General features: G+C 63.5%; 31 protein-coding genes and 1 pseudogene. All 32 read left to right on the top strand.

Annotated features, from left to right (window positions below; all coding sequences use genetic code 11):
* Positions 1-39: 39 nt before the first annotated feature.
* Positions 40-774 carry an XRE family transcriptional regulator gene (locus J4E58_RS12030; protein WP_172963009.1) on the top strand — a complete coding sequence of 245 codons (735 nt, stop codon included), beginning with the start codon at positions 40-42 and terminating at the stop codon, positions 772-774.
* A 551-nt stretch (positions 775-1,325) separates the two neighbouring features.
* Positions 1,326-1,673 (top strand): phage holin family protein, encoded by a 348-nt coding sequence (locus J4E58_RS12025; protein ID WP_087091390.1) that lies wholly within the window; start codon positions 1,326-1,328, stop codon positions 1,671-1,673.
* A gap of 167 nt (positions 1,674-1,840) precedes the next feature.
* Complete coding sequence (locus J4E58_RS12020) at positions 1,841-2,605, top strand: N-acetylmuramoyl-L-alanine amidase (RefSeq protein ID WP_087091391.1); 765 nt, start codon at positions 1,841-1,843, stop codon at positions 2,603-2,605.
* Between the two features lie 214 nt (positions 2,606-2,819).
* Positions 2,820-3,344 (top strand): hypothetical protein, encoded by a 525-nt coding sequence (locus tag J4E58_RS12015; protein WP_087091392.1) that lies wholly within the window; start codon positions 2,820-2,822, stop codon positions 3,342-3,344.
* Positions 3,345-3,347: 3 nt separating this feature from the next.
* Positions 3,348-3,956, top strand: a complete 609-nt coding sequence (locus J4E58_RS12010; RefSeq protein ID WP_007924013.1) for a phage baseplate assembly protein V — start codon at positions 3,348-3,350, stop codon at positions 3,954-3,956.
* A gap of 14 nt (positions 3,957-3,970) precedes the next feature.
* Positions 3,971-4,303, top strand: coding sequence for a phage baseplate protein (locus J4E58_RS12005; protein WP_007924012.1), 333 nt, complete (start codon positions 3,971-3,973; stop codon positions 4,301-4,303).
* On the top strand, positions 4,300-5,295 hold the full coding sequence (locus J4E58_RS12000) for a baseplate J/gp47 family protein (protein WP_053259812.1): 996 nt from the start codon (positions 4,300-4,302) through the stop codon (positions 5,293-5,295). Before J4E58_RS12005 ends, J4E58_RS12000 begins: the two co-directional genes overlap by 4 nt.
* Positions 5,292-6,026 carry a phage tail protein I gene (locus J4E58_RS11995; protein ID WP_087091393.1) on the top strand — a complete coding sequence of 245 codons (735 nt, stop codon included), beginning with the start codon at positions 5,292-5,294 and terminating at the stop codon, positions 6,024-6,026. The genes J4E58_RS12000 and J4E58_RS11995 overlap by 4 nt, the downstream gene beginning before the upstream one ends.
* Entirely contained in the window at positions 6,023-6,553 is a 531-nt protein-coding gene (locus J4E58_RS11990) for a phage tail protein (protein WP_087091394.1), read from the top strand. The genes J4E58_RS11995 and J4E58_RS11990 overlap by 4 nt, the downstream gene beginning before the upstream one ends.
* Positions 6,554-6,699: 146 nt before the next feature.
* A complete protein-coding gene (locus J4E58_RS11985) occupies positions 6,700-7,317 on the top strand; it encodes a hypothetical protein (RefSeq protein ID WP_087091395.1) in 618 nt (205 codons plus the stop codon).
* The gene (locus tag J4E58_RS11980; protein ID WP_087091396.1) at positions 7,318-7,575 is read left to right on the top strand and encodes a tail fiber assembly protein; all 258 of its coding nucleotides are present in this window, start codon (positions 7,318-7,320) and stop codon (positions 7,573-7,575) included.
* An 84-nt stretch (positions 7,576-7,659) separates the two neighbouring features.
* Positions 7,660-7,881, top strand: a complete 222-nt coding sequence (locus J4E58_RS11975; RefSeq protein WP_087091397.1) for a hypothetical protein — start codon at positions 7,660-7,662, stop codon at positions 7,879-7,881.
* Positions 7,882-7,883: 2 nt separating this feature from the next.
* Entirely contained in the window at positions 7,884-9,050 is a 1,167-nt protein-coding gene (locus J4E58_RS11970; RefSeq protein WP_087091398.1) for a phage tail protein, read from the top strand.
* Entirely contained in the window at positions 9,050-9,556 is a 507-nt protein-coding gene (locus tag J4E58_RS11965; RefSeq protein ID WP_009042415.1) for a phage major tail tube protein, read from the top strand. The genes J4E58_RS11970 and J4E58_RS11965 overlap by 1 nt, the downstream gene beginning before the upstream one ends.
* Before the next feature lie 149 nt (positions 9,557-9,705).
* A complete protein-coding gene (locus J4E58_RS11960; RefSeq protein WP_087091399.1) occupies positions 9,706-10,317 on the top strand; it encodes a phage tail assembly protein in 612 nt (203 codons plus the stop codon).
* Positions 10,318-10,445: 128 nt separating this feature from the next.
* Positions 10,446-12,635, top strand: a complete 2,190-nt coding sequence (locus tag J4E58_RS11955) for a phage tail tape measure protein (protein ID WP_087091400.1) — start codon at positions 10,446-10,448, stop codon at positions 12,633-12,635.
* Positions 12,635-13,018, top strand: coding sequence for a phage tail protein (locus J4E58_RS11950; RefSeq protein ID WP_016702001.1), 384 nt, complete (start codon positions 12,635-12,637; stop codon positions 13,016-13,018). The genes J4E58_RS11955 and J4E58_RS11950 overlap by 1 nt, the downstream gene beginning before the upstream one ends.
* Positions 13,011-13,223: a tail protein X gene (locus tag J4E58_RS11945; protein WP_085529970.1), complete on the top strand. Its 213-nt coding sequence runs from the start codon at positions 13,011-13,013 to the stop codon at positions 13,221-13,223. Before J4E58_RS11950 ends, J4E58_RS11945 begins: the two co-directional genes overlap by 8 nt.
* Before the next feature lie 9 nt (positions 13,224-13,232).
* Positions 13,233-14,249 (top strand): phage tail protein, encoded by a 1,017-nt coding sequence (locus J4E58_RS11940; RefSeq protein ID WP_087091401.1) that lies wholly within the window; start codon positions 13,233-13,235, stop codon positions 14,247-14,249.
* Positions 14,250-14,391: 142 nt separating this feature from the next.
* Entirely contained in the window at positions 14,392-14,976 is a 585-nt protein-coding gene (locus tag J4E58_RS11935) for a hypothetical protein (protein WP_062823513.1), read from the top strand.
* Positions 14,973-15,155: a DUF2635 domain-containing protein gene (locus J4E58_RS11930; protein WP_087091402.1), complete on the top strand. Its 183-nt coding sequence runs from the start codon at positions 14,973-14,975 to the stop codon at positions 15,153-15,155. Before J4E58_RS11935 ends, J4E58_RS11930 begins: the two co-directional genes overlap by 4 nt.
* Entirely contained in the window at positions 15,155-16,651 is a 1,497-nt protein-coding gene (locus J4E58_RS11925; RefSeq protein ID WP_087091403.1) for a phage tail sheath subtilisin-like domain-containing protein, read from the top strand. Before J4E58_RS11930 ends, J4E58_RS11925 begins: the two co-directional genes overlap by 1 nt.
* Before the next feature lie 66 nt (positions 16,652-16,717).
* Positions 16,718-17,065 (top strand): phage tail tube protein, encoded by a 348-nt coding sequence (locus tag J4E58_RS11920; RefSeq protein ID WP_007923973.1) that lies wholly within the window; start codon positions 16,718-16,720, stop codon positions 17,063-17,065.
* On the top strand, positions 17,062-17,358 hold the full coding sequence (locus J4E58_RS11915; protein ID WP_007923972.1) for a phage tail assembly protein: 297 nt from the start codon (positions 17,062-17,064) through the stop codon (positions 17,356-17,358). Before J4E58_RS11920 ends, J4E58_RS11915 begins: the two co-directional genes overlap by 4 nt.
* A 130-nt stretch (positions 17,359-17,488) precedes the next feature.
* The gene (locus J4E58_RS11910; protein WP_087091404.1) at positions 17,489-19,564 is read left to right on the top strand and encodes a phage tail protein; all 2,076 of its coding nucleotides are present in this window, start codon (positions 17,489-17,491) and stop codon (positions 19,562-19,564) included.
* Positions 19,551-20,789, top strand: a complete 1,239-nt coding sequence (locus J4E58_RS11905; RefSeq protein WP_087091405.1) for a DNA circularization protein — start codon at positions 19,551-19,553, stop codon at positions 20,787-20,789. Before J4E58_RS11910 ends, J4E58_RS11905 begins: the two co-directional genes overlap by 14 nt.
* 3 nt (positions 20,790-20,792) lie before the next feature.
* Positions 20,793-21,833, top strand: a complete 1,041-nt coding sequence (locus J4E58_RS11900) for a phage baseplate assembly protein (protein WP_087091406.1) — start codon at positions 20,793-20,795, stop codon at positions 21,831-21,833.
* A gap of 113 nt (positions 21,834-21,946) precedes the next feature.
* Entirely contained in the window at positions 21,947-22,456 is a 510-nt protein-coding gene (locus J4E58_RS11895) for a phage baseplate assembly protein V (protein ID WP_087091407.1), read from the top strand.
* On the top strand, positions 22,456-22,854 hold the full coding sequence (locus tag J4E58_RS11890; protein WP_009047315.1) for a phage GP46 family protein: 399 nt from the start codon (positions 22,456-22,458) through the stop codon (positions 22,852-22,854). The genes J4E58_RS11895 and J4E58_RS11890 overlap by 1 nt, the downstream gene beginning before the upstream one ends.
* A complete protein-coding gene (locus tag J4E58_RS11885; RefSeq protein ID WP_087091408.1) occupies positions 22,844-23,884 on the top strand; it encodes a baseplate J/gp47 family protein in 1,041 nt (346 codons plus the stop codon). The genes J4E58_RS11890 and J4E58_RS11885 overlap by 11 nt, the downstream gene beginning before the upstream one ends.
* Positions 23,872-24,471, top strand: a complete 600-nt coding sequence (locus J4E58_RS11880) for a YmfQ family protein (RefSeq protein ID WP_087091409.1) — start codon at positions 23,872-23,874, stop codon at positions 24,469-24,471. Before J4E58_RS11885 ends, J4E58_RS11880 begins: the two co-directional genes overlap by 13 nt.
* A gap of 11 nt (positions 24,472-24,482) precedes the next feature.
* Positions 24,483-24,733, top strand: a pseudogene (locus tag J4E58_RS11875) (hypothetical protein); the annotation flags it as partial.

Genomic DNA, 24,733 nt, shown 5'->3' with positions numbered 1-24,733 from the left:
GCATTTTAGCATTTGCCGTCGGCGAAAATAACCCGCAATATGCGCATTATGCAAAAGCGCAACGTTTCTACCGTCTTAAGAGAGCTGCTCGATCGCGATGGCATTTCCCCCACGGAACTCCATCGGCGTACCGGTGTGCCTCAATCCACCCTTTCGCGGATCCTCAGCGGCAAGATTGTCGATCCTTCGGACAAACACATCTCGCGGATCGCCGAGTACTTCCAGGTGAGCACCGATCAACTGCGCGGACGCGTGGCTGTCGCTCCTGCCCGGTCGGCCGATCCGCATTCGGAACTCAAGGACATAAGTCTGTGGGACGACGATACCCCCGTCGATGACGACGAGGTGTCGGTCCCCTTTCTTCGCGAGGTTGAATTGGCTGCGGGATCAGGAAGATTCGTCATCGAGGAAAGCGAGCGCTCCAGCCTGCGCTTCGGCAAGCGCAGCCTGCGGCACAATGGCGTGCAGTTCGACCAGGCCAAATGCGTGACGGTCCGCGGCAACAGCATGCTGCCGGTGCTGCGCGACGGCGCCACGGTGGGGGTCAATGCCGGCAAGTGCGGTATCGGCGACATCATCGACGGCGACCTGTATGCCATCAACCACAACGGCCAACTGCGGGTGAAGCAGCTCTATCGCCTGCCTTCCGGCATTCGCCTGCGTAGCTTCAACCGCGACGAACATCCGGATGAGGACTACAGCTTCCAGGAAATGCAGGAAGAGCAGATCGTCATCCTCGGTCACGTTTTCTGGTGGGGCATGTACGCCCGTTAACCGCAGCCCATAACGCCAAAGCCCGCCATCGAGCGGGCTTTTTTGTGCCCGCGGAAAACCCTCCACGCCTTTATTTATGCGGTGCTCATGCGCAGATGCATTTGTCGCGCATAAATAAATGCATTTGTGCATTGACTGTATATGCATCCATGCATATTATTCGTTCCAAGCCGCCCGACAGCGGTGAGCAACACCGCTCTTTAGTGGCAAAAGCAAAGGCAGCGATGAACCGGCCTCGACGGTTCAGAGGGTTGGCAACTGACCCGGGTGTGCAGCGTAAAGCACCGTGAACAGTTATCCGGCGGGCAGGGACCGCGGTCGGAGGAACAATTTGAATGGACTCGTACCGCGCCAGTAGCGCCGAAAAGTCAGTTTCCTTTTCGTTTAGCCACTTAAAGGAAAGCGAAGGACCGCATTACTGAAAAGCCCGGGCGACCGGGCTTTTTGGAATGCCTACCTACCGTGGGCCATGCCGGGATATGCACCGTTGATACACAAGCCAATTGATTACCGGGCCAGCGCATTGGCCTTTTCCACTCAGGAGGAGTGACATGACAAACGAGCAACAAGCGTTGCTGGACATGCCCATCTGGCTTGTCATCGTCCTTGCCCTGGTGGGTGGGGTGTCCGGCGAAATGTGGCGCGCCGACAAGGAGGGCGCCCGCGGCTGGTTGCTGCTGCGGCGCCTGGCCCTGCGCTCCGGGGCCTGCGTGATCTGCGGGGTCTCGACCATCATGCTGCTGTACGCCGCCGGCGTATCGATCTGGACCGCCGGCGCCTTCGGCTGCCTGACCTCCATGGCGGGCGCCGATGTGGCCATCGGGCTCTACGAGCGCTGGGCGGCCAAGCGGCTCGGTGTGTGTGAGGTGCCGCCCAAGGATTCCCGCTCGGACTCCTGAATAACGACCAAAACAGATCGTCGATTCATTGAGTCGACGCTGCCGTGATACCCGCCTGACGCAGAGCGCGTACTCGTATTGAACGAGCTCAATCGGTCCTCCCGGCAGGGAGGCGCCAGGTACGGCCCAGCGTCGTACTCCCATCCGTTTTAAACAGAGGCAAAACCATGATCCCAATCGACTACAACAGCTACCGCACCCTCGCGCCCTACAACAAGCGGGTGCGTTTCCTGGTGCTGCATTACACGGCCCTGAACTTCGAGGCGTCGGTCAAGGCGTTGACCACTGGCGCGGCGAGTGCCCATTACCTGATCCCGGCGCTGCAGGACCCGACGTATCAGGCCGCGGGTTTCCAGGAGCAACGAATTTTCAACCTGGTGGCCGAAGAAGACCGCGCCTGGCATGCCGGAGTCAGTGACTGGGCCGGTCGCAGCGGCTTGAACGACACCTCCATCGGTATCGAGATCGTCAACGAAGCCACCGACGTCAACGGTGTCTTCACCTTTCCGGATTACGAACGCTCCCAGGTCGAGGCGCTCAAGCAACTGGCCCTGAATATTCTCCAGCGTTATCCGGACATGTCGCCGAAAAACGTGGTGGGCCACTCCGATATCGCGGTGGGCCGCAAATCCGATCCGGGCCCCAAGCTGCCCTGGAAAGAGCTCTACAAAGCCGGCATTGGCGCCTGGTACGACGAGCCGACCAAGAAGAAATATGTCCAGCAATTCCGCGCTGCCGGGCTGCCCGCGCGTGCCGAAGTGCTCAAGGCTTTCGCCACCTACGGCTATGGCGTGCAGGCCCAGGCAACGGATGACTTCTTTCAGTCGCTGGTACGGGCGTTCCAGATGCACTTCAGGCCGAAGAACTACACCGGGAAACTGGACGTGGAAACCTGCGCGATTCTTTATGCGCTGAACGAGAAGTACGCCTGATTCGATCAAGGCGAATCGCTCGCAGGGCTGGGGCTCCATCGAAGGTGATGCCGGATCCATCCGTTGCATCACCCATCCCGTCCCTGACGTCGCTCGCCGACCTGGCGATCAAGAGTCCTGCCCAAATCGACATTCGCTGTTCCTCCACCTCGCGCGACATCCGCAGCGCTCCTGCGCAACTTCAACCCCTGCTATCTGAACAGGAGGCCTCTCTATGCCCGCAGTCATCGACAAGCCGTCGCAGCTGTTTTTCGCCATTGCCGAGACCCTGCGAGGGGCGGGCCTTGGCCTCAAGGTTGGCAGTCACCAGGACTTCGATGGTCTGCTCGACCAGGCCTGGGTGCTGATGGCGATCGAGCGCGATGCCCCGGGCATGCGCAGCCAGGAAGGGCGTATCGCCCATGTCCTGACAGTCTCGCTGCAAGCCGTGGCGGCTGTGGGGGCCGAGCGGTCCGGGTTCGAGGCCTGCGATCTGGCCAGCGTGCTGAAGGACCTGGCCACGGATAACCGCTGGGGCCTGCCGGCAGCGCAATGCGACCTGCCGATGAACCTCGAGGGCCTGCCCTCGACCCTGGTTCGCGGCGAGCAGCAATACGCCGCCTGGACGCTGTCGTTCACCCAGACGCTGTACCTCGGGCAGCCCTTGCTGGACGACCCGACCGGCATACCGAAGTTCGCCCGCACCTGGGAAGTCTCGAACATCGACGACCCCGACCAATACCAAGCACTGGAGGGCTGAGCCATGTTTGACGAGCTGCTGCGCATGCAGCTGGGCCCGATCATCGAGCGGCTGGCCGAGATGGAAACCGAACTCGATGACTTGCACCGGCGGGCGGAAAACCATTGCCGTATCGGTGTGTGCCAGGCGGTCGATGCGGCCAGCAATACCTGCCGGGTCAGCCACGGAGAGCTGCTGACCCCGGCGATCCGCTTCTTCAACCCCAGCGCCGGCGCGCAAAGCGAATCGCGCATTCCCTCCGTGGGCGAGCAGTGCCTGCTGTTCAACTACGGTGGCGGCGACGGCGGCGCGCAGTCGGTGGCGCTGTTCGGCCTCAACTGCGACCGCTTTCCTCCGGTGTCGACCCTGGCCGCGCTGACCCGCCGCCAATACGCCGATGGCACCCAAAGCAGTTATGACGATGCCGGCCATGTCTTGAGCTGGAGCAATGGCCCGACCGCGCTCACCGCCTCCCGCGAGGCGGTCGAGTTGAGCATCGGGCCCGCCCGGCTGGCGATGAGGCCCGAGGCGATCGAGCTGCGGCTGGGCGCGGTGGGCATCTTGCTCGACAGCGCCGGCATCCACTTCAGCGGCCCCTTGGTGGAACACCAGGGCCGCGTTATCAGCCCTTGATTAAGAGGCTTCCCATGATTGGAGTCGATAGAAACACCGGCGCCGCGGTCGATGACTGGCTGCAGTTCGTGCAGCGCGCGACCCGCGCCCTGACCACGCCGCTGGGCACGCGGCAGAAGCGCCCGTTGTACGGCTCGCTGATTCCCGACCTGCTGGGCCAGAACCTCGGCGATGACTTACTGATCCTCGCCCAGAGCCATGCCGCGCAGGCGTTCTACAACGAGCAGAACGGCATTGGCGATTTTGAGCCGCAGGTCATAGTCGCCAGCCGGCGCGGCGCCGGGTTGCTGTTGCGTTTCGCCGGCACCTGGAAAAACCGCCAACAGACGTTCGAGGTCGTGACATGAGCATGCTGATACCTGGCGAACACCAGTTGGCCGAGCCGGCCATTGTCACCGTCGAAGAATTCGAGCCACTGCTCGCCGAGTTCAAGACCTTCGTCGTCGATTACGTGGCCCAGCGTTCCCCCGCCAATGCGCAGAAGCTGCAGGCCAGTCTGGCCAACGAAAGCGAGCTGCTGACCCTGGCGCTGGAAGCCTTCTGCCTGCGCCTGCAAACCCATGAGCGTAAGTACAACGCCCGCATCAAGCAGATGCTGGCCTGGTGGGCCACCGGCAGCAATCTCGATGCACGCCTGGCGGACATGGGCCTGGAGCGGCAGTTGCTCGACCCGGGCGATCCGGCGGCCTTTCCGCCGGTCCCCGCGGTCTATGAAAGCGACCAGGATGCGCGCCTGCGCTACTACCTGGCGCCCCACGCGCCGGCCGCCGGTTCGCGCATGCAGTACCGCCGCGAAGTCTTCACCCTCGGCGAGCGGCCGACAGTGAAGGTGGACTCCACCGAGGCGGGAGTGGTGACCGTCACCTACACCTTCGACCCGGACGGTTTCGCCGCTCAGGTCAAGGATGGCAACGGGCGCCGTACCGCACCGGGCGAAGTCCAGGTCACCGTGCTCTCGCGGGAAGGCGACGGCACGCCGTCCGAGGACCTGCTCGAAGGCGTGCGCAAACACTTTGCGCGACCGGACGTGAAGCCGGAAACGGATCGGGTGACGGTGCAGGCGGCACAGATCAAACCCTACAAGATCCGCGTGGTGGCCAAGATCAACCCGGGGCCCGATTCCGGACTGACCCAGCTCGCCACGCAGCAGCAATTGCAGGCGTACGCCGACAGCTGCCATCGCCTGGAAGGGCGGGTGGATCCGAGCTGGATCGATTACACGCTGCATACGGCAGGAGCGGTACAGCTGGAGATTCTCGAGCCGGTGCAACCGATCGTGACCACGGCTTTCCAGGCGCCGTATTGCACGGAGGTTGAAGTGGAGGTGCGTACCCTATGAGTGACGACACTGTTCGCTTGAGCCTGCTGCCGGCCAACAGCTCAGCGCTGGAAAAGGCCCTCGATCTCGGTTTCGCCCGCTTGCTCGAACGTGTGGACCCGCCTTTTCCCCAACTGATGAGCCCTACCCAGACTCCTGTGGACTTCTTGCCTTATCTGGCGGCAGATCGCGGGGTCAGCGAATGGGATGCGGGAGCCAGTGAGGCCGAAAAGCGCCTCACCGTTTCGCTGTCCTGGCAGATCCAGCGACAGGCCGGGACTAACAAGGCATTGAGCCACGCCGTCGAGTCCCTGGGCTTCATGCCCAACATCGCGGCCTGGTACGAACAGCGACCGCAGGGGCATCCCTATACCTTCGATGTGCAGGCAATCATTGTCCGCGACTGGTCCAGCGGTGATCACAACCGCTTGATACGCCGCGTCAACGCCGCCAAGAGCGAGCGCGACGACGGCACCATCACCATCGTTCATCAGACCACAGGCGGGATACGGCTAGCGGCGGGGGCCGATCCCGGTTTGAGCATCGGCGACGACAGCCAGCCAGGGGCCTTGCCCGAGGTCAAGCTGCGCGGCTCGCTGACCATGAGCGGCGGCATGGATACAGCGCTGAGCGATGGCGAACTCTTTCTTGATGGAGTGCTGCCTGAATTCGAGCTCGGCGCTCGCCTTAACAGTGCCGGGGTTTCCCAGCACTACACCATTAACGACTACGACCTCAGGGCGCAGCTATGACAGAAGACATTACGCGCTTGGTTCGCTTCACTTCCGCCGGTCTGGATGAAGTGTTGGCGGCAAAGAACCAAGGCTTGAAAGGGGAGATCACCCACATCGGCGCCGGCACCGGCCGCTACAACCCGGACGGCACGGAAACAGCCCTGCGCGATGAGCGCCAGCGGGTGGCGATCGTGGACTACGAGGACCTGGGCTCGCGCCAGTTGCGGATGGCAGCTCTGTTCGAGGGGCCGGATGAGTACGAGATCGGCGAGTTTGGTTTCTACCTGGCCAGCGGCACCCTGCTGGCGGTGTATTCGGTGGCTGGAAAGTTGCTGACTTACAAGGCCGGTGCTGCCCGGGTGCTGCAAAAGTTCACGCTGGATATTTCGCCGTTGCCGGCAGACAGCGTGACGGTGGTGGTAGGGGCTGAAAACCTCAACGTGCTATTGACCGAGGAGTTTGCCACGGTCGCGACGGCCAATATCAATAATATGGCGAGACACTTGGGCGTCTTGTTTCGTGTTATGAAACTTGAAAGTAAGTGAATGACTTGCGGGTGACTCGGCATGTTGGTATTCAAAGTTTTGTCGTTGGCTGGCATCTTTCATAGGGGATGCCCGTCGGTATTTTAAAAGTTGGGTTCTGGTGTGCCGTGCCAGGACAAGTCGAATTGATAATTTAGGGGAATAACATGGGTATTGAGCAAAAGATTGGTGAGCTTGTCACGGCAGCAGATAGCCTGACAAAGGTTGTCGACGGGAAAATCGCGCAAATCGATGACAGGATGAATGTAGCGCGGGCCGAGTTCGATGAGTTCCGAAACAAAAAAGACATGGTCGGCGTGCTTGGTGAGCAGGGCACGGTTCTCATGAATGTGTTTCAAGGCGGTGTGTGGGGTACCGGTGGCCCTCAAAACGCAGGGGCGTCAGGAGGTTTTACCGAGGTTGATCTTGGAACCTCGGTAAATGTTTATATGCACTTAAAACTGCCTATGAATATCAATACACATGATCAAATGTTCTGGTTCAATATTCGCGGTTATTGCTATGGTAGCGCTACGATTGTCGATGAGACTATCGTAGGTTATTGCTATTCGCCTCAGAGGGCGGTTTTGAGTAAAGCAGTTTTCGGGAATATGTCGCCGGAAATTTATACCGATGCCAAAGGCAATGTGGTGATCCGTCTCAAATTTCCTAATATCTATGTAACGACGATTCGTATTGACACAATGCAAGTCGGTATCGGTTCCTTGATTCCTGTTGGTAGTATCAAGTCCAAGTTGTCTCTTACAGAAAAGGTGGATTTCTAATTGAGCGAAGTTAATGAAGTAAAGACCCAGTATAAAGTAAATCCTGAGTCTATTGCCCTGGCCGAGTGGGCTTCAATTCGCACGCGCCGCAATCAATTATTGGCCGTTACAGACTCGCTGCAGATTGTGGATAACCCTCTTAACGAGGCGCAGCGCCAGGAGGTAGCGATCTACCGGCAGGCTTTGCGTGACGTTCCACAAGATATCGGCGACCCGTTCGTGGTCGTATGGCCTGAACCGCCTGCTTTCCTGAAGTAACCCCACCGCGAAAGCGGTTTTTTTTCGCCCGCACAAAGCCCCGCAGAGGGGCTTTGGCGCTTTTGCGTCTGGAGAAATTCATACATGTCCATCCGCCAGCAATACACCGTCCTGGTGCCGTTCCCCACCGGCGGCGGCCACTGGTCGAAGGTCGACCAACAGCTCGACCTGCTCGACGTCGAGGCCAGCGCCTTGCGTGCCGCCGGCCGCCTGGAACTGACCAGCGTCCTTGCGGCGCGCCAACCGGCCGAACCGGCCACCCCATCCACCGCGGCCAAAAAGGCCGCTGCCAAGAAGGCTGAATAACCATGGCTGAGGTTCTGAACTTCGAGCACAACGGCATTACCGTCAATGCCACCGAATCCCCCGAGGCCATGGGTGGCCTGGGTGACAACGTCATCGGTCTGGTCGGCACCGCGCCGAAGGCCGACCCGCTGATTCCACGCAATGCGCCGTTCCGCATCAACAGCTTCACCACCCAGGCCCTGCTGGATCCGACCGGCGCTGAGTCGGGCACTCTGTTCCAGGCGGTGTACCAAATCCTCAAAGTGGTCAAGGTCCCGGTCTATGTGGTGATCGTCGAAGAGGGCGCGACCCCGGCCGACACCGTCAACAACGTGATCGGCGGCGTCGATGCCACCACCGGCCGCAAGCTCGGCCTGGCTGCCCTGGGCAGTGTCCCGGAAGACCTGACCATCATCGGCGCGCCGGGTTTCACCGGTACCAAGGCGGTGGCCGGTGAGTTCGCTGCCTTCGGCAAGCGCATCAAGGCCCGTGTGGTACTCGACGGCAAGGACGCCTCGGTCGCCGACCAGGTGACTTACAGCAAGGAACTGGGCGGCGCGGACCTGGGTTTCGACCGTTGCCTGGTGGTGCACAACATGCCGGCCGTGTACTCCAAGGCGGCGAAGAAGAACGTGTTCCTGGCGCCGTCGAGCCTGGCCATCGCCGCGCTGGCCAATGTCAAGCAGTGGGAGAGCCCGGGCAACCAGGTGACCTTCGCCGAAGACGTCTCGCGGACCGTGGAATACAACATCCTCGACACCTCGACCGAGGGCGACCTGCTCAACCGCTACGGCGTCAGCTACTACGCCCGCACCGTGCTCGGCGGCTTCTCGCTGCTGGGTAACCGCTCCATCACCGGCAAGTTCATCAGCTATGTCGGCCTGGAAGATGCGATCAGCCGCAAGCTGGTCAAGGCCGGGCAGAAAGCCATGGCCAAGAACCTGACCAAGTCCTTCATGGACCAGGAGGTCAAGCGCATCAACGACTGGCTGCAGACCCTGGTCGCCGACGAAACCATCCCGGGCGGCAGCGTGTACCTGCACCCCGAGTTGAACAGCGTCGAGAAGTACAAGAACGGTACCTGGTACGTGGTCATCGACTACGGCCGCTACGCGCCGAACGAGCACATGGTGTATCAGCTCAACGCCCGCGATGAAATCATCGAGCAGTTCCTGGAGGATGTTCTCTAATGTTTACCAACCGCGTAAGACAGGCCATCGCGGCCACCCTGCAAGGCCTGCCGTTGTCGGCGACCGTGGAAGAGTTCACCCCGCCGAAGATCGAATTCGAAATGGAAGCGATGACCGGTGGGCGCTTTATCGCCGAAGAAATGGCCAAGAGCGGCAAGGCACTCACCGCCACCCTCAAGCTGCAGGGCCTGGGGCCGGAAATCATGCTGGCGCTGGGCGTGAAGCTGGGCGACGACATCCTGCTCAATGTCCGCGAGGCGGGCCAGGACCAGGATGGCAAGACCTGGTTCACCTACCACACCGTGGGTGGCAAGCTGAAATCCCTGGCCGAAACGGCCATGAAGATGAATGAAAAACCCACCACCACCCTGGAACTCGCCTGCCGTACTTACAACCGCATCGAGAACGGCGTACCGGTGATCGACATCGACGTGCGGACCCAGAAGTTCGTGCTCAGCGGCGTCGACATCCTCGGCGACGCCCGTCGCGCGGTGCTGATGCCGTAACCCTCGCAACACCCTTTGCAATACCCCCTGCAACACTCTTGTAGGAGCGAGCTTGCTCGCGATGGCAATGCAACAACCACATCACAGTCGTCGCTCAATCCCCAATCGCGAGCAACTCTCTGCTACCCCCTTTATCAAGGAATTCATTCATGTCCTGGACGCCTCCGATCCATGTTCTGCTGTGCCCGATTACCGCTGACGACGAGTCGCAGATCGCGCAGATTCAGCTCAAGCCATTGTTCTACGCCGCGCAGAAAGAAGCGCTGGCCCGCGCCGGCGACGATGAGGACGATCAGTTCTTCGAGCTGGCGAAGCTGGCCACCGGGTTGTCGGCCAATGAGCTCGACCAGCTCAAGCGGCCGGACTACGTGAGCATCGCGCAGTACGTCCATGACATGTCGACACGCCCGGCTGCGTACTTCCTCCAGCAGGGCGCCGAGCCTGAAACGGCCAGCGACACCCCTGGCGATACCTCGGCGCAGGGCGACCTGGACCAGGTGAACCTGCTGTTGCCGCTCGATGTGGCGGGCCAGCGTCTGACGTCCCTGACCCTGGAAATGCCCGCGTTGCGAGCGACCAAGGTGATGAAGAGACTCAAGACCACCAAGGAGCGCGCCGAGTTCATCACCGCGCATTGTACCGGCCTGATGCTGCCCGACCTGGCGCTGCTCAGCGTGCCTGACTGGACGCAGCTGCAAGAGCGCATCGACGATTTTTTAAACAAACCGGCGGCCTTCTTTCGGAACGCGACATCGAAGTGATTCTCGATGTGGTGCCGCTCATTTACTCGGTAAGTGAGGCGGAAATCCTGGAGTGGGACGCTGGCAAGGCCTTGCGCCGCTACGACATCGCGATTACTCGCCTTGGCGTGAAAGAGGAGTAGAGCGAAATGGCGAACAATCAGTTTTCGCTCAAGAACGCCACCGTGCAACAGCACGGGCTGGCGCCCGTAGGCGTCATGCAGCCAGGCGCCCCCGGGGCGAGCCCGGCGGATGCCGGCCTGTCATCCAGCAGCTTCGTCCTGGCCCTGAATGCCGCCAGCGTGGACATTCGCTTGCTGATCACGGCCATCGACTCGTTGAAGTTGACGCTGTCGTCGCAACGTTCGTTGCCGCTGGCATTCGCCGGCAGCGCCAAGGCCGAGGCTAAAGCCCCCGACAAGGCCGCTGGTGGGCTTCAAGCGCCTGACCTGTTCAAGTCGGCGATGGCGATGGATGCGGCGCTGGCCGATCTGGGGAGAGTGGTTTCTCTCCCTGGCAATGAGCGTGAGGAACTTGCGCAAGACAACTTCCGCATGGCCAGTTATCCAGGCATCGCCGCGGGTGGAACCACGGCGGTTGATCTGGCGAAGCTTGAATACGCCGCGGCCAAGGCAGGGATCGAGAACGATAAAGGCGCGTCCCGACGGCAGACCCTGACGGCATTCGGCGGTGATGCCGCGCTCATGGCAACCGCGTTCAAGATGCCGGGCAAGGATGCCGGGGACATGCTGGCCGGTTGGCGCACCTCGATGAAGCTAGACCGCAACCAGGCCCTCGATCTGGCGGATGCGACCAACCACCTCGGCAAGCGTCCGGGAGACGCCGAGGCGGCCGATATCGGGGTGATCCTGCAACGGCATGGCGCTGCCGCCACGGCGGTGGGGCTGGCCCCGGAGCAGGCGGCGGCACTGACGGCGGCCTTGCTCAACACCGGCACACAAAAGGCCGATGCGGGAGCCGCACTGAAAGGCATCACTGCCGTGCTGGGCAAGGGCGAACCGAAGTCCCAGGCGCAGCAAGCGGCCTTGCAACGGTTGAATATCGACCCGTTGAAGCTGGAGGGGGCTGGCGCCCTGACCGACCTGCTCAAGGCGCTGCAAGCGCCCGGTTTGTCGAGCCAGGAGCGCTCCACGCTGGCCGGCGCGCTGTTCGGCAGCGCGGATGAAGCAGCGTTGCGCCTGGCGCAACAACTGCCTGAAGTTCAAAAGGCCTTGGCGCAGGTCGCCGACAAGCAGCAGTACGCCACCTCGGAGCTGGGCGACAAGGGCTCGGTACGCCAGTCCGCATCGGCCCAGGCGAATACCTTCGACGCCCGCTTGAACCGGATGAACACCGCGTTCGGTTCCGCCCTCGCGCCGGTGGCGGAAGGGGCGATGGTGCCTATCGGTGGGGTGGTCGATGGTTTGAGCAGCCTGGCTACGGAGTTTCCGAAGATTGCTGCCGGCCTGGCCTTGGCGGGTGCTGCCATCGCACCGGTGGTGGGCCGCCTGCTCAAGTCGGTGCTGGACGAAGTCTTTACCCAGGTGGCGAAAAAGCTGTTGAGCCTGGCGGCTCCGAGCCTGCCATCGAGTATTGGCAAGCTGTTCGGCGAGGGCGGGGCCTGCTGTGGTGGCCCTCCAGGCGGCGGTGGAACCCGCGGCCAGAACAGACAAGAGCGAAGGCGACAGGAGAGGCAAGCAAAGAAAGAGCAGCAAAAGAAACAAGCCTATGCGGCAAAACCCGCCCCCAAAAACACCTCTGCAACCGCGCCACGTGCCGGGCTGATGTCGCGCATTGGCCGTGGGTTGAGAGGCAGTTTCGCCGTCGTGCGTTCCGTGTCCGGCCGGGTGGCCAGTCGGCCGCTCAACCTGCTCAGGGCCGGCCTGAATGTGTTCAGGGGTGTGCGTAACCGCGACCCCGGGGCCATTGGTTCCGGCTTGGGCACCTTGGGTGGCTCCTGGGCCGGAGGTGCATCCGGCGCCGCGCTGGGCGCGGCCCTGGGCAGCGTCGTGCCGATCCTCGGCACGGCTGTCGGCGGGTTGGTCGGCGGCGCCATTGGCGGATGGCTGGGCGGCGAGGCGCTCGGCCGGCTCGGCGGCGAGGCGGGGAATCGCCTGAAGTCTCCGGATGAAGTGAGCAAGAACCTCGCAGCCAGCTCGGCTTCCAGCCAGCAGGTCACTTTCGCCCCGGTCGTCAATATCTATGGCCAGGATCAGGCCACCTCCAGGCAACTGGTGGACATGGTGATCCAGCAAATGCAGATGCAGGTCATGCCTCTGATGATGAGCAACCCGCTCGCGGTACGGCGCGGCGCGGCCCTGACCGATGGAGTGATGTGATGCGACAGCAGATGGCGTTGGGCAATTTCATTTTCGGCTTGTCCACCGGCTTCGCCTACGACCGGCTTGAACGCAAGACGGACGGTGGCTGGGCCAGTATCGACATCATCACCAGCAAGCCGAAATCGCAGCAGGCCGGGCAGAAGCTAGAAACGCTGCAGATCAGTGGCAAGTCGATGTACGCCACGGGCATGGCGCGCCTGGACCAGCTACGCGAGTTGCAGGCCGCCCGTGTGCCCTTGCCGCTGGTGGATGGTATCGGCCGCAACTGGGGGCGCTGGCGGGTCAACCTGGTGACGGAAGTGCAGACCTCCATCATCGATGACGGCACGGCGCTGGTGATCAACTGGACCATCAACCTCGAGGAGTTCGTCAATGCGTAGGGTTCGAAGTATTGCCGGCGATTCGGTCAACCTGCTGCTCTACCGCGAGGTGGGACGTTGCGACGATGCGGTCGAGGAAGCGCTCTGGCGCCTCAATCCGCTGCTGGCCGAGAAGGGCCCGGTGCTGCCGGCGGGTGTCTGGGTGATAGTGCCCGAGATCGAGTCGCGGCCGGTGGCTGCAATGCCCGTTTCGGCCTGGGACTAAGGAGGCGTCATGACCCTGGGATTCACCCCGAGCATTGAGCTCTACGGCGCCAATGCCGCACGCCTCAACGAACGGCTGATCAGCTGGACACACATCGACGCCGCGGGCATCGAGTCCGACCAGCTCTCGCTGACCCTCGATATCGAAGGCCTGGAAGGGCTCCCCGAGCTGGGCGGGAAGGTCGGCCTGCGGGTGGGCTATCTGGAGTCGGGGCTGGTGGATCGTGGCGAGTTCGTCATCACCCGCCGCACGCCCAACCTGTTCCCGCCGCGCCTGACCCTGGTGGCTACCGCAGCCCCCTTCAAGGTGGCGGATGCGACCGGCTTCAAGCAGCGCCGCTCCGCCAGCCATGGCCCCACGACCCTCGGCGCGCTGTTTCGCCAGCTGACCTCGCGCCACGGTTTTTCACCGCGGGTGGCGCCTGAACTGGACTCGATCCCGATCCCGCATGTCGATCAGTGCAACGAGACCGACATGGGCTTTCTGACGCGTATTGCCCGCCCGCACGATGCCGTCACCAAACCGTTCAACGAGATGTATGTACTGGCGCTGCGCGGGCAGGCGAAGTCGCTCTCCGGAAAGATCCTTTCGCCGGTGCGTTTGAGCGTGACCCGGGATAACCGCCCGGGGGATACGGCGTTCATCTCGGCCAGCATCGATGAAAACGGCCGGGCCAAGCACAAGGGCTGCAAGGCTACCTGGTGGGATTCGGCGGCCGGCAAGGAGCGTGTGGTCAGCCTGGGGCAGGCTCCTTTCCAGGTCCTGCGCCAGCGTTACCCGGCAGAGGGCGAGGCCCGCGGCGCAGCCCAGGGCGCCATGCGCCGCATCGAGCGCGAAGCGATCAAGTTGAAGATCGACTGTCCCGGTGATCCGGTGCTGTCGGCCGAGGGGCTGGTGTCGCTGGACAACAGCTGGCCGGGGTTCATGCAGGGCACCTGGTCGATCGACAAGGTGACTGCCAGCGGCAATCGCGAAAAAAATTATCGCTGCCTGATCGAGGCTACCTGCCTGGAGCAACAGCCCTAGTTACCGGGCCTTGCCCGGCCGTTCTGATCTTGCGCGCCGTTGTTTCCACGACTCCATCCTGTTGCCCGGGCGCCCGCTGCCTGGGCGATCGCTTGTGGCCGCGCCTGAAGGTTTCCCATTCACCCCGTTGTGGAGCTTCTTCATGAAGATCACTCCGATCCTCACGCAACTGCGCGATCACTGCCCCGGCCTGGCCAATCAGGTGGCCGTCGGCGTCGATCTCGCGCTGCTGCAAAGCAATACCGCGTTGCCCACCCCCAGTGCCCATGTGACGCCGATCGCCGATCTGGCCAGCCCGAGCACCGGGCAGAACGTTACCCGCCAGGCCATCCGCGACCGCTTGGTGATCACCCTGGTGCTGGACGCCAGCGACGGCCGGCAGGCCCTGGAGCAACTCGAAAGCCTGCGTGCCGAGTTGTGGCGGGCGCTGGTGGGGTTCAAGCCGGGCGCGGACTACAACCCGATCGAATACGACGGCGGCGAGCTGGTTTCGCTCAGCGCCACGCGGTTGTTCTATCAGCTGCGCTTTTTCGCCGAGTTCCAGCTGGGACGCAACCTGGCCAGTCAGCCGGCGGAAACCTGGCGCGAGCGTGAACTGGACGGCCTGCCGTCCTTTACCGGGGTCACGGTGCGGGTCGATGCCATCGATCCGGCGGACCCCAACCTGCAACACCCGGGGCCCGACGGGCGCCTGGAACTGACTTTCTCTGGAGACGTAACGCAATGAGCAAACGCATCACTGTGCTGCCGGCCGCGGGCCGCGCCGTGCCGGACCCCGAAGCCGGCGACCTGCTGCCGCTGGAAGGCCGTGAAGTCGACGACAACGCCTGGTGGCGCCGGCGTCTGGCCGATGGCGATATCACCCTTAAGGCCGTGAAGGCGGCCAAACCACAAGGAGCCAAATAATGGCGATCGGATTCAGCAATATTCCGGCGGACATTCGTGTGCCGCTGTTCTACGCCGAGATGGACAATTCGGCGGCCAATAGCGCGTCTTCGGCGATGCGCCGACTGATCGTGGCCCAGGTCAACGACAGCGTCGCGCCGGCCGAAACCGGCAAGCTGGTGCTGGTGTCCAGCGTCGCGCTGGCCAAGAGCATCGGCGGTCAGGGCTCGATGCTCGCCTCCATGTACGAGACCTGGCGCAAGACCGATCCGATTGGTGAAATCTGGTGCCTGCCGCTGCACAACGTCGAAGGCAGCGTGGCCAAGGCCGAGCTGAAGTTCACCGGCACCGCCAGCGCCAGCGGCGTGCTCAACCTGTATGTCGGTGGTGTGCGGGTTCAGGCCGCCATCGTCAATGCCGCCACCGCGGCCCAGGCCGCCAGCGCGCTGGCGCTGAAAATCAATGCCGCCGCCGACCTGCCGGTGAGCGCCGCCGCGGTCGAAGGCACCCTGACCCTGACCGCCAAATGGACCGGCGACAGCGCGAACGACATCAGCCTGCAGCTCAACCGCCTGGGCAAGAGCAATGGCGAAGAAACCCCGGCCGGCTTGAGCGTGACTGTCGGCAAAATGGCCGGCGGCGCCGGCGTGCCGGATCAGGTTGCCGCACTGGCGGCCCTGGGCGATGAACCTTTCGAGTTCATCTGCATGCCGTGGACCGACACCGCGACCCTCAACGCCTGGCAAGCCGTCATGGATGACAGCACCGGTCGCTGGTCCTGGGCCAAGCAACTGTTCGGTCACGTCTACAGCGCCAAGCGCGGCACCGTCGGCACCCTGGTGGCGGCAGGGCAAGCACGCAACGACCAGCACATCACCATCCAGGCCCTGGAGCCGGGCGTACCGCAGCCGTTCTGGGTGCAGGCCGCGGCACTGGCCGCGCGCACCTCGGTGTTCATCTCCGCCGACGCCAGCCGTCCGACCCAGAGCGGCAGCCTGCCGGGTGTCGATCCGGCGCCGGCCAGCGAGCGTTTCACCCTGACCGAGCGTCAATCGCTGCTCAGCTACGGCATCGCCACTGCCTACTACGAAGGCGGCTATGTGCGCATCCAGCGTTCGATCACCACCTACCAGAAGAACGCCTACGGGCAGGCCGACAACTCCTACCTGGACAGCGAAACCATGCACCAGTCGGCCTTTATCGTGCGCCGCCTGCAAAGCGTGATCACCAGCAAGTACGGGCGCCACAAACTGGCCGCCGACGGTACCCGCTTCGGCGCCGGCCAGCCGATCGTGACCCCGAGCACCATTCGCGGCGAGCTGATCGCCCAGTACGCCAAGCTCGAACTGGAAGGCCACGTGGAGAACGCCGAGCTGTTCGCCGAGCACCTGATCGTCGAGCGCGACAGCCAGGACCCGAGCCGGGTCAACGTGCTGTTCCCGCCGGACTACATCAACGGCCTGCGTGTGTTCGCGCTGCTCAACCAATTCCGTCTGCAGTACGACGCGGCGGCCTAAGCCGAGCCTCTTTCACTGCGCTTTTCCAGCCCGCCTGGTGCGGGCTCATTTTTTGGGAGAAACACCATGGGTCAACTGATTGCGGGCACCTGCTACGTCAAAGTGGACGGCGCTCAACTGACCATCAACGGTGGCTGCGAAGCGCCGCTGATGTCCGTGAAACGGGAAACCATCGTGCCGGGCTTCTACAAGGAAACCGACATTGCCCCGTCCTTCAAGGTCACGGCGCTGCACACCCCGGACTTCCCGCTCAAGCAGCTGGTGGCCGGTTCCGACATGACCGTCACCTGCGAGTTCAGCAACGGCAAGGTCTACGTCCTGGCCGGCGCCTACCTGGTGGAAGAACCGGTCTCCAAGGGTGACGACGCGAGCATCGAGCTGAAGTTCGAAGGTATCAAGGGGACCTGGCAATGAGCGATAGCGTAAAGCTGCGTGTGGCCATCGAAGCCCACGGCGAACCGCTGACCGAACTGACCCTGCGCCGCCCGACGGTGCAGGAGGTGCGGGCGATCAAGGCGCTGCCGTACAAGATCGACAAGAGCGAAGAAGTCAGCCTGGACATGGACGTCGCGGCCAAGTACATCGCGGTCTGTGCCGGCATTCCTCCGTCCTCGGTCAACCAGCTGGACCTGGCTGACCTCAACGCCCTGAGCTGGGCGGTCGCGAGTTTTTTCATGAGTGCGGCATCGGAGCCATCAGCGACCTGATCGCGGTTGCCTATGACCTGGCCTGGTTCTGGAAGGTTGACCCCGAACAGATGATGGCCAGGCCACTGGATGTGCTCCGGGAGTCCCTGGAGCACGCGCAACGGATCAATGCGATGCAGCAGGTGCAGTGATGGCGAACATCAATCAAAGCTTGAATCAGACGAGCATCAAACAGCGCCTGAGCGTGACCAATGTGCAGACCACGGTGAACATGCTGGTGGTCATGCAAGGCATGCAGAAACTGGACGCTGAACTGGGCGAGGTGCGTTCGAAAGTCAGCCGCTTCAAGAAAAGCATCGAAGACAGCGGCCTGGGCGGGCTGGATTTTTCCGGCCTGGTCAAGGGCGGTGGCCTGGCCGCGCCTTTCGTGGCGGGGGTCAATTCCGCCATCGAATTCGAGAACCAGGCGGCGCGAGCCAAGCTGGTGGCGCAGGGCATCGAACCGCCCAAGGATGTGCTGGGCGAGACGGGCACTAACCTGAAGGCGTTCAGCGACAGCGTCGACGACATCTCGCAAAAGTTCGGCAGCGCGCTGCTGCCGGCGGTCAACTCGGTAGTGACCGCCGTGCAACCGCTGCTGGGCTTTGTGGCCAAGGTCATTGAAAGCAACCCGCAGCTGGTCCAGGGCCTCGCCGCCGGCGCCTTGGCCTTCACCGCGATCCGCGGCGCCATGACCCTGGCCTCGTCCGCCGTGACCCTGTTCAGCAGCGGCCTGCTGGCCTCGCCTATCGGCCTGATCGCCCTGGGGATCGCGGTGGCGGCGGGCCTGATCGTGGCCAACTGGGAACCGCTGTCGGCGTTTTTTGTCACCCTCTGGGCGAGCATCAAGGACGCCGCCGTGCAACTGATGGCGGGGTTGAAGACTGTCTTCGGCTGGACCCCGCTAGGAATGGTGATCGCCAATTGGGGATCGATCACTGGCTTTTTTGCCGGCCTCTGGGAACAGCTCAAGACGATGGCCGCGTCCGTGGTCGACTTCTTCAAACAGGTGTTTTCCTGGACGCCGCTGGGGCTGGTGATTGAAAACTGGACGCCCCTGAGCGGCCTGTTTTCCGCGTTGTGGGAGTTGCTCAAGGCGTTGTCCGTTCCGGCGATGGACTTCCTCAAAGGCCTGTTCGCCTGGACGCCGTTGGGGATGGTGATCAACAACTGGGGCGCAATCAGCGCCTACTTCGCTTCGCTCTGGGCCGGCCTGCAAGGTCCGGCGCAGCGGGTCAAGGCCTTCTTCATCGGGCTGTTCGACAGCTCGCCGCTGGGGCTGGTGATCAATAACTGGGGCGCGATCAGCGCTTACTTCGCTTCGCTCTGGGCCGGCCTGCAAGGTCCGGCGCAGCGGGTCAAGGCCTTCTTCATCGGGCTGTTCGACAGCTCGCCACTGGGGCTGGTGATCAACAACTGGGGCGCGATCAGCGCTTACTTCGCTTCGCTCTGGGCCGGCCTGCAAGGTCCGGCGCAACAGGTGAAGGACTTCTTCGTCACGTTGTTCGATACCTCGCCACTGGGGATGGTGATCAATAACTGGGGCACGATCGGCACCTACTTCGACGCCATCTGGGCAACCCTGAAAAGCGCGGCGCAGGTCATCAAGGACTTTTTTGTCAGCCTGTTCGAGTGGTCGCCCGTGGGGCAGATCATTGCCAACTGGCAGCCCATCAGCGATGTGTTCGCGGCCCTCTGGGAGGTGTTGAAAGCCCTGGCGGCGCCGGCCATCGAGTTTATGCGCGGTATGTTCGAGTGGTCGCCCCTGGGGCAGATCATCAAGAACTGGGAGCCGATCACCGAATGGTTCAGCGGCCTGTGGCAACGGCTGCAGGCGGTGATCGCACCGATCAGGGAACTGTTCGACGGTGGTTTCGCCGGTTTCGTCGCCCGCGTCACCGGCAAGGTGGAAAACCTGACCGAGGCGCAGCGGCAAACCAATGCCGAAGGCAAAGGCGCGCTGGCGCCGGCGTTCTTCGGTGGTGGCCAGCCGGCGCCGGGTTCTTCGGCGCTTTCCGCCGGCCTGCCGCAAAGCTCCACCTCGCTGTTGCAGCAGAGCGCGGCCAACAACCGCACGCAATTGCAGGGCGGGCTGACGGTGAGCTTCGAAAACGCCCCGGCGGGCCTGCGTACCAGCGCGCCGCAAATCAACCAACCCGGCGTGGCGCTGTCGTCGCGTGTCGGCTACCGCTCACTTTCGCTAGGAGGTTCCAATGAGCTGGCGTGATCGTTTGTTGCCGGCGTCGTTTCGTGGCGTCGGGTTCTGGGTCGACCAGGCGAAAACCCCGGTCGGCCACAAGGGCCAATTGCACGAGTACCCGCAGCGTGACTTGCCGTTCTACGAGAGCCTGGGGCAGCAGGCGCGGACCCACGACCTGACGGCGTTCATCGTCGGCGCCGATTGCCTGGAGCAGCGCGACAAGCTGCTCAAGGCGCTGGAGGAGGGCCGCGGTGAACTGGTGCACCCGTGGCTGGGGCGCCTGCAGGTCAAGGTCGGCGAATGCGAGATGACCCAGAGCCGCCAGGACGGCGGCCTGGTGACCTTCACCCTGAAGTTCTACCCCGACCAGCCGTTGCAGTTCCCCAGCGCCACGGTCAACACCCGCCAGCTGTTGCTGGTGTCGGCCGACAGCCTTATAGGCTCGGCGGTACGCCGCTTCGAGGAGGCCATGACCCTGGTCAAGGCCGCACGCATCGGCATCGCCGACCTGCGCAACAGCCTCAAGGAGGTCTACCAGACCATCGAGCAGGAGCTCAAGCCGCTGATCGACACCTACCGCGATCTCAACCTGCTGGTGCGGGCGATCAAGGACCTGCCCAAGGAAGTGAGCGCCGAGTTCAAGGGCTTGCTGGGGGACATCAAGGACCTCAAGGACTATGCGCGCAACGGTTACCGCGGCGTGCTGGCCAACGTTTCGCAGCAGGTCGAGGCGGTGAAGAAGATCGACACGCCGAAACTCACCACCGGCAAGGACACCACCGCCGCGGCGCAAGCCATGGCGGACCTGGTGCAGGACGCCGTGCTGGTGCGGATCGCCCAGGCCGTGGCGTCGCTGCCGGTGGCGACCCCGGCGGTTAAGCTGAGCGGCACGCCATCGCTGGCCAAGCAGGCGATCCAGCCGGTGACCCGTGCGGAAGTGCCGGTGGCCGATGAGGTGCTGGCGCTGCGCAACGCGATCAACGAGGCGATCTGGCAGGCCGCGGAAAAAGCCGACGCCCTGCATTACGAGGTGCTCAACGGCCTGCGCCAGCTGGTCTACGGCCACCTCACCGCGGTGGCTTCGTCCGGCGTGCGGCTGGTGGTCAAGAACCCGATGCAGAGCCTGCCGACGGTGGTGCTCGCCTATCGGCTGTTTGGCGATGCCACCCGGGCGGCCGAAGTGCAGCAGCGCAACGGCGTGGCCCATCCCGGCTTCCTGCCGCCGACCAACGTCAAAGTCGCGGGGGAGTGAGCCATGGGCAACTTCGATAACCGGGTGCTGTTGACGGTGGACGGCCAGGATTACGGCGGCTGGAAAAGCGTCGAAATCAGCGCCGACCTGGAGCGGCAGTTTCGCACCTTCAAGCTCGACGTGACCTGGCAATGGCCGGGGCAGACCCTGGACCAGCGCATCCGTCCCGGCGCCAAGTGCCAGGTGCGCATCGGCGCCGACCTGTTGCTCAGCGGCCATGTGTTCAAGGCGCCGATCAGCTATGACGGTCGGCAGATCGGCTTGAGCATCGAGGGCAGTTCCCTGACCCAGGACCTGGTGGATTGCGCGGCGATCAACCAGCCCGGCCAATGGCGCGAGCAGAGCCTGCTGAAAATCGTCCAGGCCCTGGCCGCGTCCTACGGCGTCGGGGTGGTCAGCGAGATCGCGGAAACCACGCGGCTGAGCAGCCATAGCATCGTGCCTGGGGAAACCGTGTTCCAGTCCATCGACCGCCTGCTGACCTTGTTCCGGGTGTTCTCCACCGACGATGCCGAAGGCCGGGTGCTGTTGGCCCGGCCGGGCAGTGGCGGGCGCGCGGTAGATGTGCTGGAGCTGGGCAAGAACATCCTCTCGGCCAGCGCGCCGATGGACTTCAGCCAGGTGTTTTCCGAGTACCGGGTGATCGGCCAGCACAAGGGCAACGATCAGAAAAGCGGCGCCGCGGTCAGCGAAGTATCGGGCGTGGCCAGCGACGGCACGGCCAAGCGCAAGCGGGTCACGGTGATCAACGAACCGGCCCAGCTGACCCAGGAACTGGCCCAGCAACGGGCCGACTGGGAAAGCGCCATTCGCACCGGCAAGGCCCTGACCAGCACCTACAAGGTGCAGGGCTGGCGCCAGAGCAACGGCGAGCTGTGGCGCCACAACACCCTGGTCCGGGTGATCGACCCGGTGCTGGGTTTCGACCAGGATCTGCTGATTTCCAAGGTCACCTACTCGCTCTCCGAGCAGGGCTCGATCACCACCCTGCAGGTGGCGCCGCCCCATACCTTCGACGCCAGTCCGGTGCCACCGAAAGCCTAAAACCCCCCGGTAATGTAGGAGCGAGCTTGCTCGCGATGGGGGGCGACACGGTGTGCCTGTAAGGCCGCTATCGCGAGCAAGCTCGCTCCTGCACAAGGGGCAAGGAAAAAACCATGAGCCTACTGACACGCCTGTTGGCGCGCGGCACCGTCGTGCTCGCCAACTCGGCCAACAAACTGCAATCGCTGCAAATGCGCCTGACCGCCGGCGAAGTGAACGACGACATGGAGCACTTCGAACCCTACGGCTTCACCAGCAACCCGCTGGCCGGCGCCGAAGGCATCGCCACCTTTCTCGGCGGCGATCGCTCCCATGCCATCGTGCTGGTGGTCGCCGACCGCCGTTTTCGCCTCAAGGCCCTGGCCCCCGGCGAAGTGGCGATCTACACCGACGAGGGCGACAAGATTCATTTCAAGCGTGGGCGGATCATCGACATCGAGACCGCCACCCTCAATATCCGCGCCAGCAGCGCGGTGCATATCGACACCCCGACCCTGACCCAGACCGGCAAGATCGTCTCCCAGGGCGACCAGGTCGCTGGCGGCATCAGCCAGATCAAGCACCTGCATGGCGGCGTGCAGTCGGGTAGCGGGCAGACCGGCGCGCCGGCGGGAGGCCAATGATGTTTATCAGCCAAGACCTGCACCGCGCACTGACCCGTGCCGTGCTGATCAGCCTGTTCACCTGGCGTCGCGCGGCGGACGACGACCCGCTGGACGACGAAGAGCGCTTCGGCTGGTGGGGCGACAGCTTTCCCACCGTGGCCGACGACCGCATCGGCTCGCGGCTGTGGCTGCTGCGGCGGGTCAAGCTGACCCGCCAGACCCAGCTCGACGCCGAGTTCTATGCCCGCGAAGCCCTGCAATGGCTGATCGACGATGGCCATTGCAGCGCGGTCGAGATCATCAGCGAACGTCTCGACGACCAGCGCCTGAACCTGCGCACGACGCTGGTCCTGGCCAACGGTGAACGCCTGGACATCAACCCCGATAACAGTTGGCAGGTGACCTATGCCCTTTGATACCCCTTCGCTGCCGGTGCTGATCAAGCGCACCCAAAGCGACCTGGCCAGCGATGCGCTGCGCCAGTCCGATGCGCAAGTGCTGGCCCGCACCCTCGGTGGCGCCGCCTATGGCCTCTACGGCTACCTGGACTGGATCGCCGATCAGATCCTGCCGGACAAGGCCGACGAGTCGACCCTGGAACGCATCGCCGCGCTGCGCCTCAACCAGCCGCGCAAGGCCGCCCAGGCGGCGAGCGGTTCGGTGAGCTTCACGGCGGCGGCAGGCGCGGTGCTGGACGTCGATACCTTGCTGCAGGCCAGTGACGGCCGCACCTACAAAGTCACCGCCGCCCGCACCACCAGCGCCGGCAGCAACAGCACCACCGTCCAGGCCCTCGACGCCGGCACCCTGGGCAATGCCGAGGCCGGCCTGAGCCTGATCCCGGTGCAGCCGATCCAGGGCATCGGCAACAGCTTCACCGTGCTCGCCCCCGGCCTGAGCGGCGGCGTCGCCGCGGAAAGCCTGGAATCGCTGCGTGCCCGGGTGATCCGCTCCTACCGCATCATCCCCCACGGCGGCTCGGCCCAGGACTATGAGACCTGGGCGCTGGAGTGCCCGGGGATTACCCGGGCGTGGTGCCGTGGCAGCTACCTGGGGCCAGGCACCGTGGGTCTGTTCGTGATGCGCGACGACGATGCGCAACCGATCCCGAACGCCGAGCAACTGGCGGAGGTAAAGACCTACATCGAACCCTTGCGTCCGGTGACGGCCGAGTTGCATGTGCTGGCGCCGCAGCAGTCGCCCGTGACCTACAGCCTGCGCTTGTCTCCGGACACCAGCGCGGTACGCGCGGCGGTCGAGGCCCAGTTGCGCGACCTGCACAACCGCGAGGCCGGCCTGGGCGACACCTTGTTGATCAGCCATATCCGCGAGGCCATCAGCAGTGCCGCCGGCGAGAACGATCACCGGCTCAGCGTACCGGCCGCGGATGTTCCCGCCGCCAGTAACCAGTTGCTGACGTTCGGAGGTTGCATATGGCTGGAGTAAGAACCGCCGCGCAATACCAGAGCCAGCTGCGCAGCCTGCTGCCCAGCGGTCCGGCCTGGGACCCGGAGCGGGTGCCGGAACTCGAGGAGGTGCTCGAAGGCGTCTCCCAGGAACTGGCCCGCCTCGACGCCCGCGCTGCCGACCTGCTCAACGAAATGGACCCGGCGGGCGCCAGCGAGCTGGTGCCGGATTGGGAGCGGGTGATGAACCTGCCCGACCCCTGCCTGGGTGCGACCCCACTGTTCGACGACCGCCGCCTGGCCGTGCGCCGACGGCTGCTGGCTGTCGGCAGCCAGGCGCTCGCCTACTACGTCGAGATCGCCCGCAGCCAGGGTTATCCGAACGCCACCATCACCGAGCTCGAAGCCCCGCGCATGGGCCGCGCACGGTTTGGTGAAGCGCATTTCGGCACCTGGCAGGCGCAATTCATGTGGACGCTCAACACCGGTGGACGACTGCACCTGGGCCGCCGTTTCAACGCCAGCTACTGGGGCGAACGTTTCGGCATGAACCCAGGCTCGGCCCTGGAATGCCAGATCCACCGCAGCGCGCCGGCCCATACGCGGGTGCATATCAATTATGACTAGGGGATAGACCGATGGATTATCCGAAGAGTGTGCCCAGTGCCGGGTTGGTCAACGGCAGGTTCGTCGATGAGAACCCGCTGACCGGCACCCCGGGTTCGCTGATTCCGGCGGACTGGGGCAATGGGGTGACCCAGGAACTGCTGGCCGTGATCACGGCGGCCGACCTGACGCCCAGCGAGGCGAACCTGACGCAGCTGTTGAGCGCGATTCGCAGCATCAGCCGCAAGAGCGCAGGGCTCGGCATTCAGCGCTTCACCGCCAA

It is taken from the genome of Pseudomonas sp. FW305-25, from assembly GCF_017351415.1.
In the GTDB taxonomy this organism is placed as follows: Bacteria; Pseudomonadota; Gammaproteobacteria; order Pseudomonadales; family Pseudomonadaceae; genus Aquipseudomonas; species Aquipseudomonas chlororaphis.
The sequence above is the reverse complement of the archived record's forward strand: the minus strand, read 5'-3'. Positions and strand labels throughout refer to the sequence as shown.

Bases quoted from the DNA above. Each gene is read 5' to 3' on its own strand.
- J4E58_RS12030 (WP_172963009.1), top strand. From the start codon at position 40: ATGCGCATTATGCAAAAGCGCAACGTTTCTACCGTCTTAAGAGAGCTG.
- J4E58_RS12025 (WP_087091390.1), top strand. From the start codon at position 1,326: ATGACAAACGAGCAACAAGCGTTGCTGGACATGCCCATCTGGCTTGTC.
- J4E58_RS12020 (WP_087091391.1), top strand. From the start codon at position 1,841: ATGATCCCAATCGACTACAACAGCTACCGCACCCTCGCGCCCTACAAC.
- J4E58_RS12015 (WP_087091392.1), top strand. From the start codon at position 2,820: ATGCCCGCAGTCATCGACAAGCCGTCGCAGCTGTTTTTCGCCATTGCC.
- J4E58_RS12010 (WP_007924013.1), top strand. From the start codon at position 3,348: ATGTTTGACGAGCTGCTGCGCATGCAGCTGGGCCCGATCATCGAGCGG.
- J4E58_RS12005 (WP_007924012.1), top strand. From the start codon at position 3,971: ATGATTGGAGTCGATAGAAACACCGGCGCCGCGGTCGATGACTGGCTG.
- J4E58_RS12000 (WP_053259812.1), top strand. From the start codon at position 4,300: ATGAGCATGCTGATACCTGGCGAACACCAGTTGGCCGAGCCGGCCATT.
- J4E58_RS11995 (WP_087091393.1), top strand. From the start codon at position 5,292: ATGAGTGACGACACTGTTCGCTTGAGCCTGCTGCCGGCCAACAGCTCA.
- J4E58_RS11990 (WP_087091394.1), top strand. From the start codon at position 6,023: ATGACAGAAGACATTACGCGCTTGGTTCGCTTCACTTCCGCCGGTCTG.
- J4E58_RS11985 (WP_087091395.1), top strand. From the start codon at position 6,700: ATGGGTATTGAGCAAAAGATTGGTGAGCTTGTCACGGCAGCAGATAGC.
- J4E58_RS11975 (WP_087091397.1), top strand. From the start codon at position 7,660: ATGTCCATCCGCCAGCAATACACCGTCCTGGTGCCGTTCCCCACCGGC.
- J4E58_RS11970 (WP_087091398.1), top strand. From the start codon at position 7,884: ATGGCTGAGGTTCTGAACTTCGAGCACAACGGCATTACCGTCAATGCC.
- J4E58_RS11965 (WP_009042415.1), top strand. From the start codon at position 9,050: ATGTTTACCAACCGCGTAAGACAGGCCATCGCGGCCACCCTGCAAGGC.
- J4E58_RS11960 (WP_087091399.1), top strand. From the start codon at position 9,706: ATGTCCTGGACGCCTCCGATCCATGTTCTGCTGTGCCCGATTACCGCT.
- J4E58_RS11955 (WP_087091400.1), top strand. From the start codon at position 10,446: ATGGCGAACAATCAGTTTTCGCTCAAGAACGCCACCGTGCAACAGCAC.
- J4E58_RS11950 (WP_016702001.1), top strand. From the start codon at position 12,635: ATGCGACAGCAGATGGCGTTGGGCAATTTCATTTTCGGCTTGTCCACC.
- J4E58_RS11945 (WP_085529970.1), top strand. From the start codon at position 13,011: ATGCGTAGGGTTCGAAGTATTGCCGGCGATTCGGTCAACCTGCTGCTC.
- J4E58_RS11940 (WP_087091401.1), top strand. From the start codon at position 13,233: ATGACCCTGGGATTCACCCCGAGCATTGAGCTCTACGGCGCCAATGCC.
- J4E58_RS11935 (WP_062823513.1), top strand. From the start codon at position 14,392: ATGAAGATCACTCCGATCCTCACGCAACTGCGCGATCACTGCCCCGGC.
- J4E58_RS11930 (WP_087091402.1), top strand. From the start codon at position 14,973: ATGAGCAAACGCATCACTGTGCTGCCGGCCGCGGGCCGCGCCGTGCCG.
- J4E58_RS11925 (WP_087091403.1), top strand. From the start codon at position 15,155: ATGGCGATCGGATTCAGCAATATTCCGGCGGACATTCGTGTGCCGCTG.
- J4E58_RS11920 (WP_007923973.1), top strand. From the start codon at position 16,718: ATGGGTCAACTGATTGCGGGCACCTGCTACGTCAAAGTGGACGGCGCT.
- J4E58_RS11915 (WP_007923972.1), top strand. From the start codon at position 17,062: ATGAGCGATAGCGTAAAGCTGCGTGTGGCCATCGAAGCCCACGGCGAA.
- J4E58_RS11910 (WP_087091404.1), top strand. From the start codon at position 17,489: ATGGCGAACATCAATCAAAGCTTGAATCAGACGAGCATCAAACAGCGC.
- J4E58_RS11905 (WP_087091405.1), top strand. From the start codon at position 19,551: ATGAGCTGGCGTGATCGTTTGTTGCCGGCGTCGTTTCGTGGCGTCGGG.
- J4E58_RS11900 (WP_087091406.1), top strand. From the start codon at position 20,793: ATGGGCAACTTCGATAACCGGGTGCTGTTGACGGTGGACGGCCAGGAT.
- J4E58_RS11895 (WP_087091407.1), top strand. From the start codon at position 21,947: ATGAGCCTACTGACACGCCTGTTGGCGCGCGGCACCGTCGTGCTCGCC.
- J4E58_RS11890 (WP_009047315.1), top strand. From the start codon at position 22,456: ATGTTTATCAGCCAAGACCTGCACCGCGCACTGACCCGTGCCGTGCTG.
- J4E58_RS11885 (WP_087091408.1), top strand. From the start codon at position 22,844: ATGCCCTTTGATACCCCTTCGCTGCCGGTGCTGATCAAGCGCACCCAA.
- J4E58_RS11880 (WP_087091409.1), top strand. From the start codon at position 23,872: ATGGCTGGAGTAAGAACCGCCGCGCAATACCAGAGCCAGCTGCGCAGC.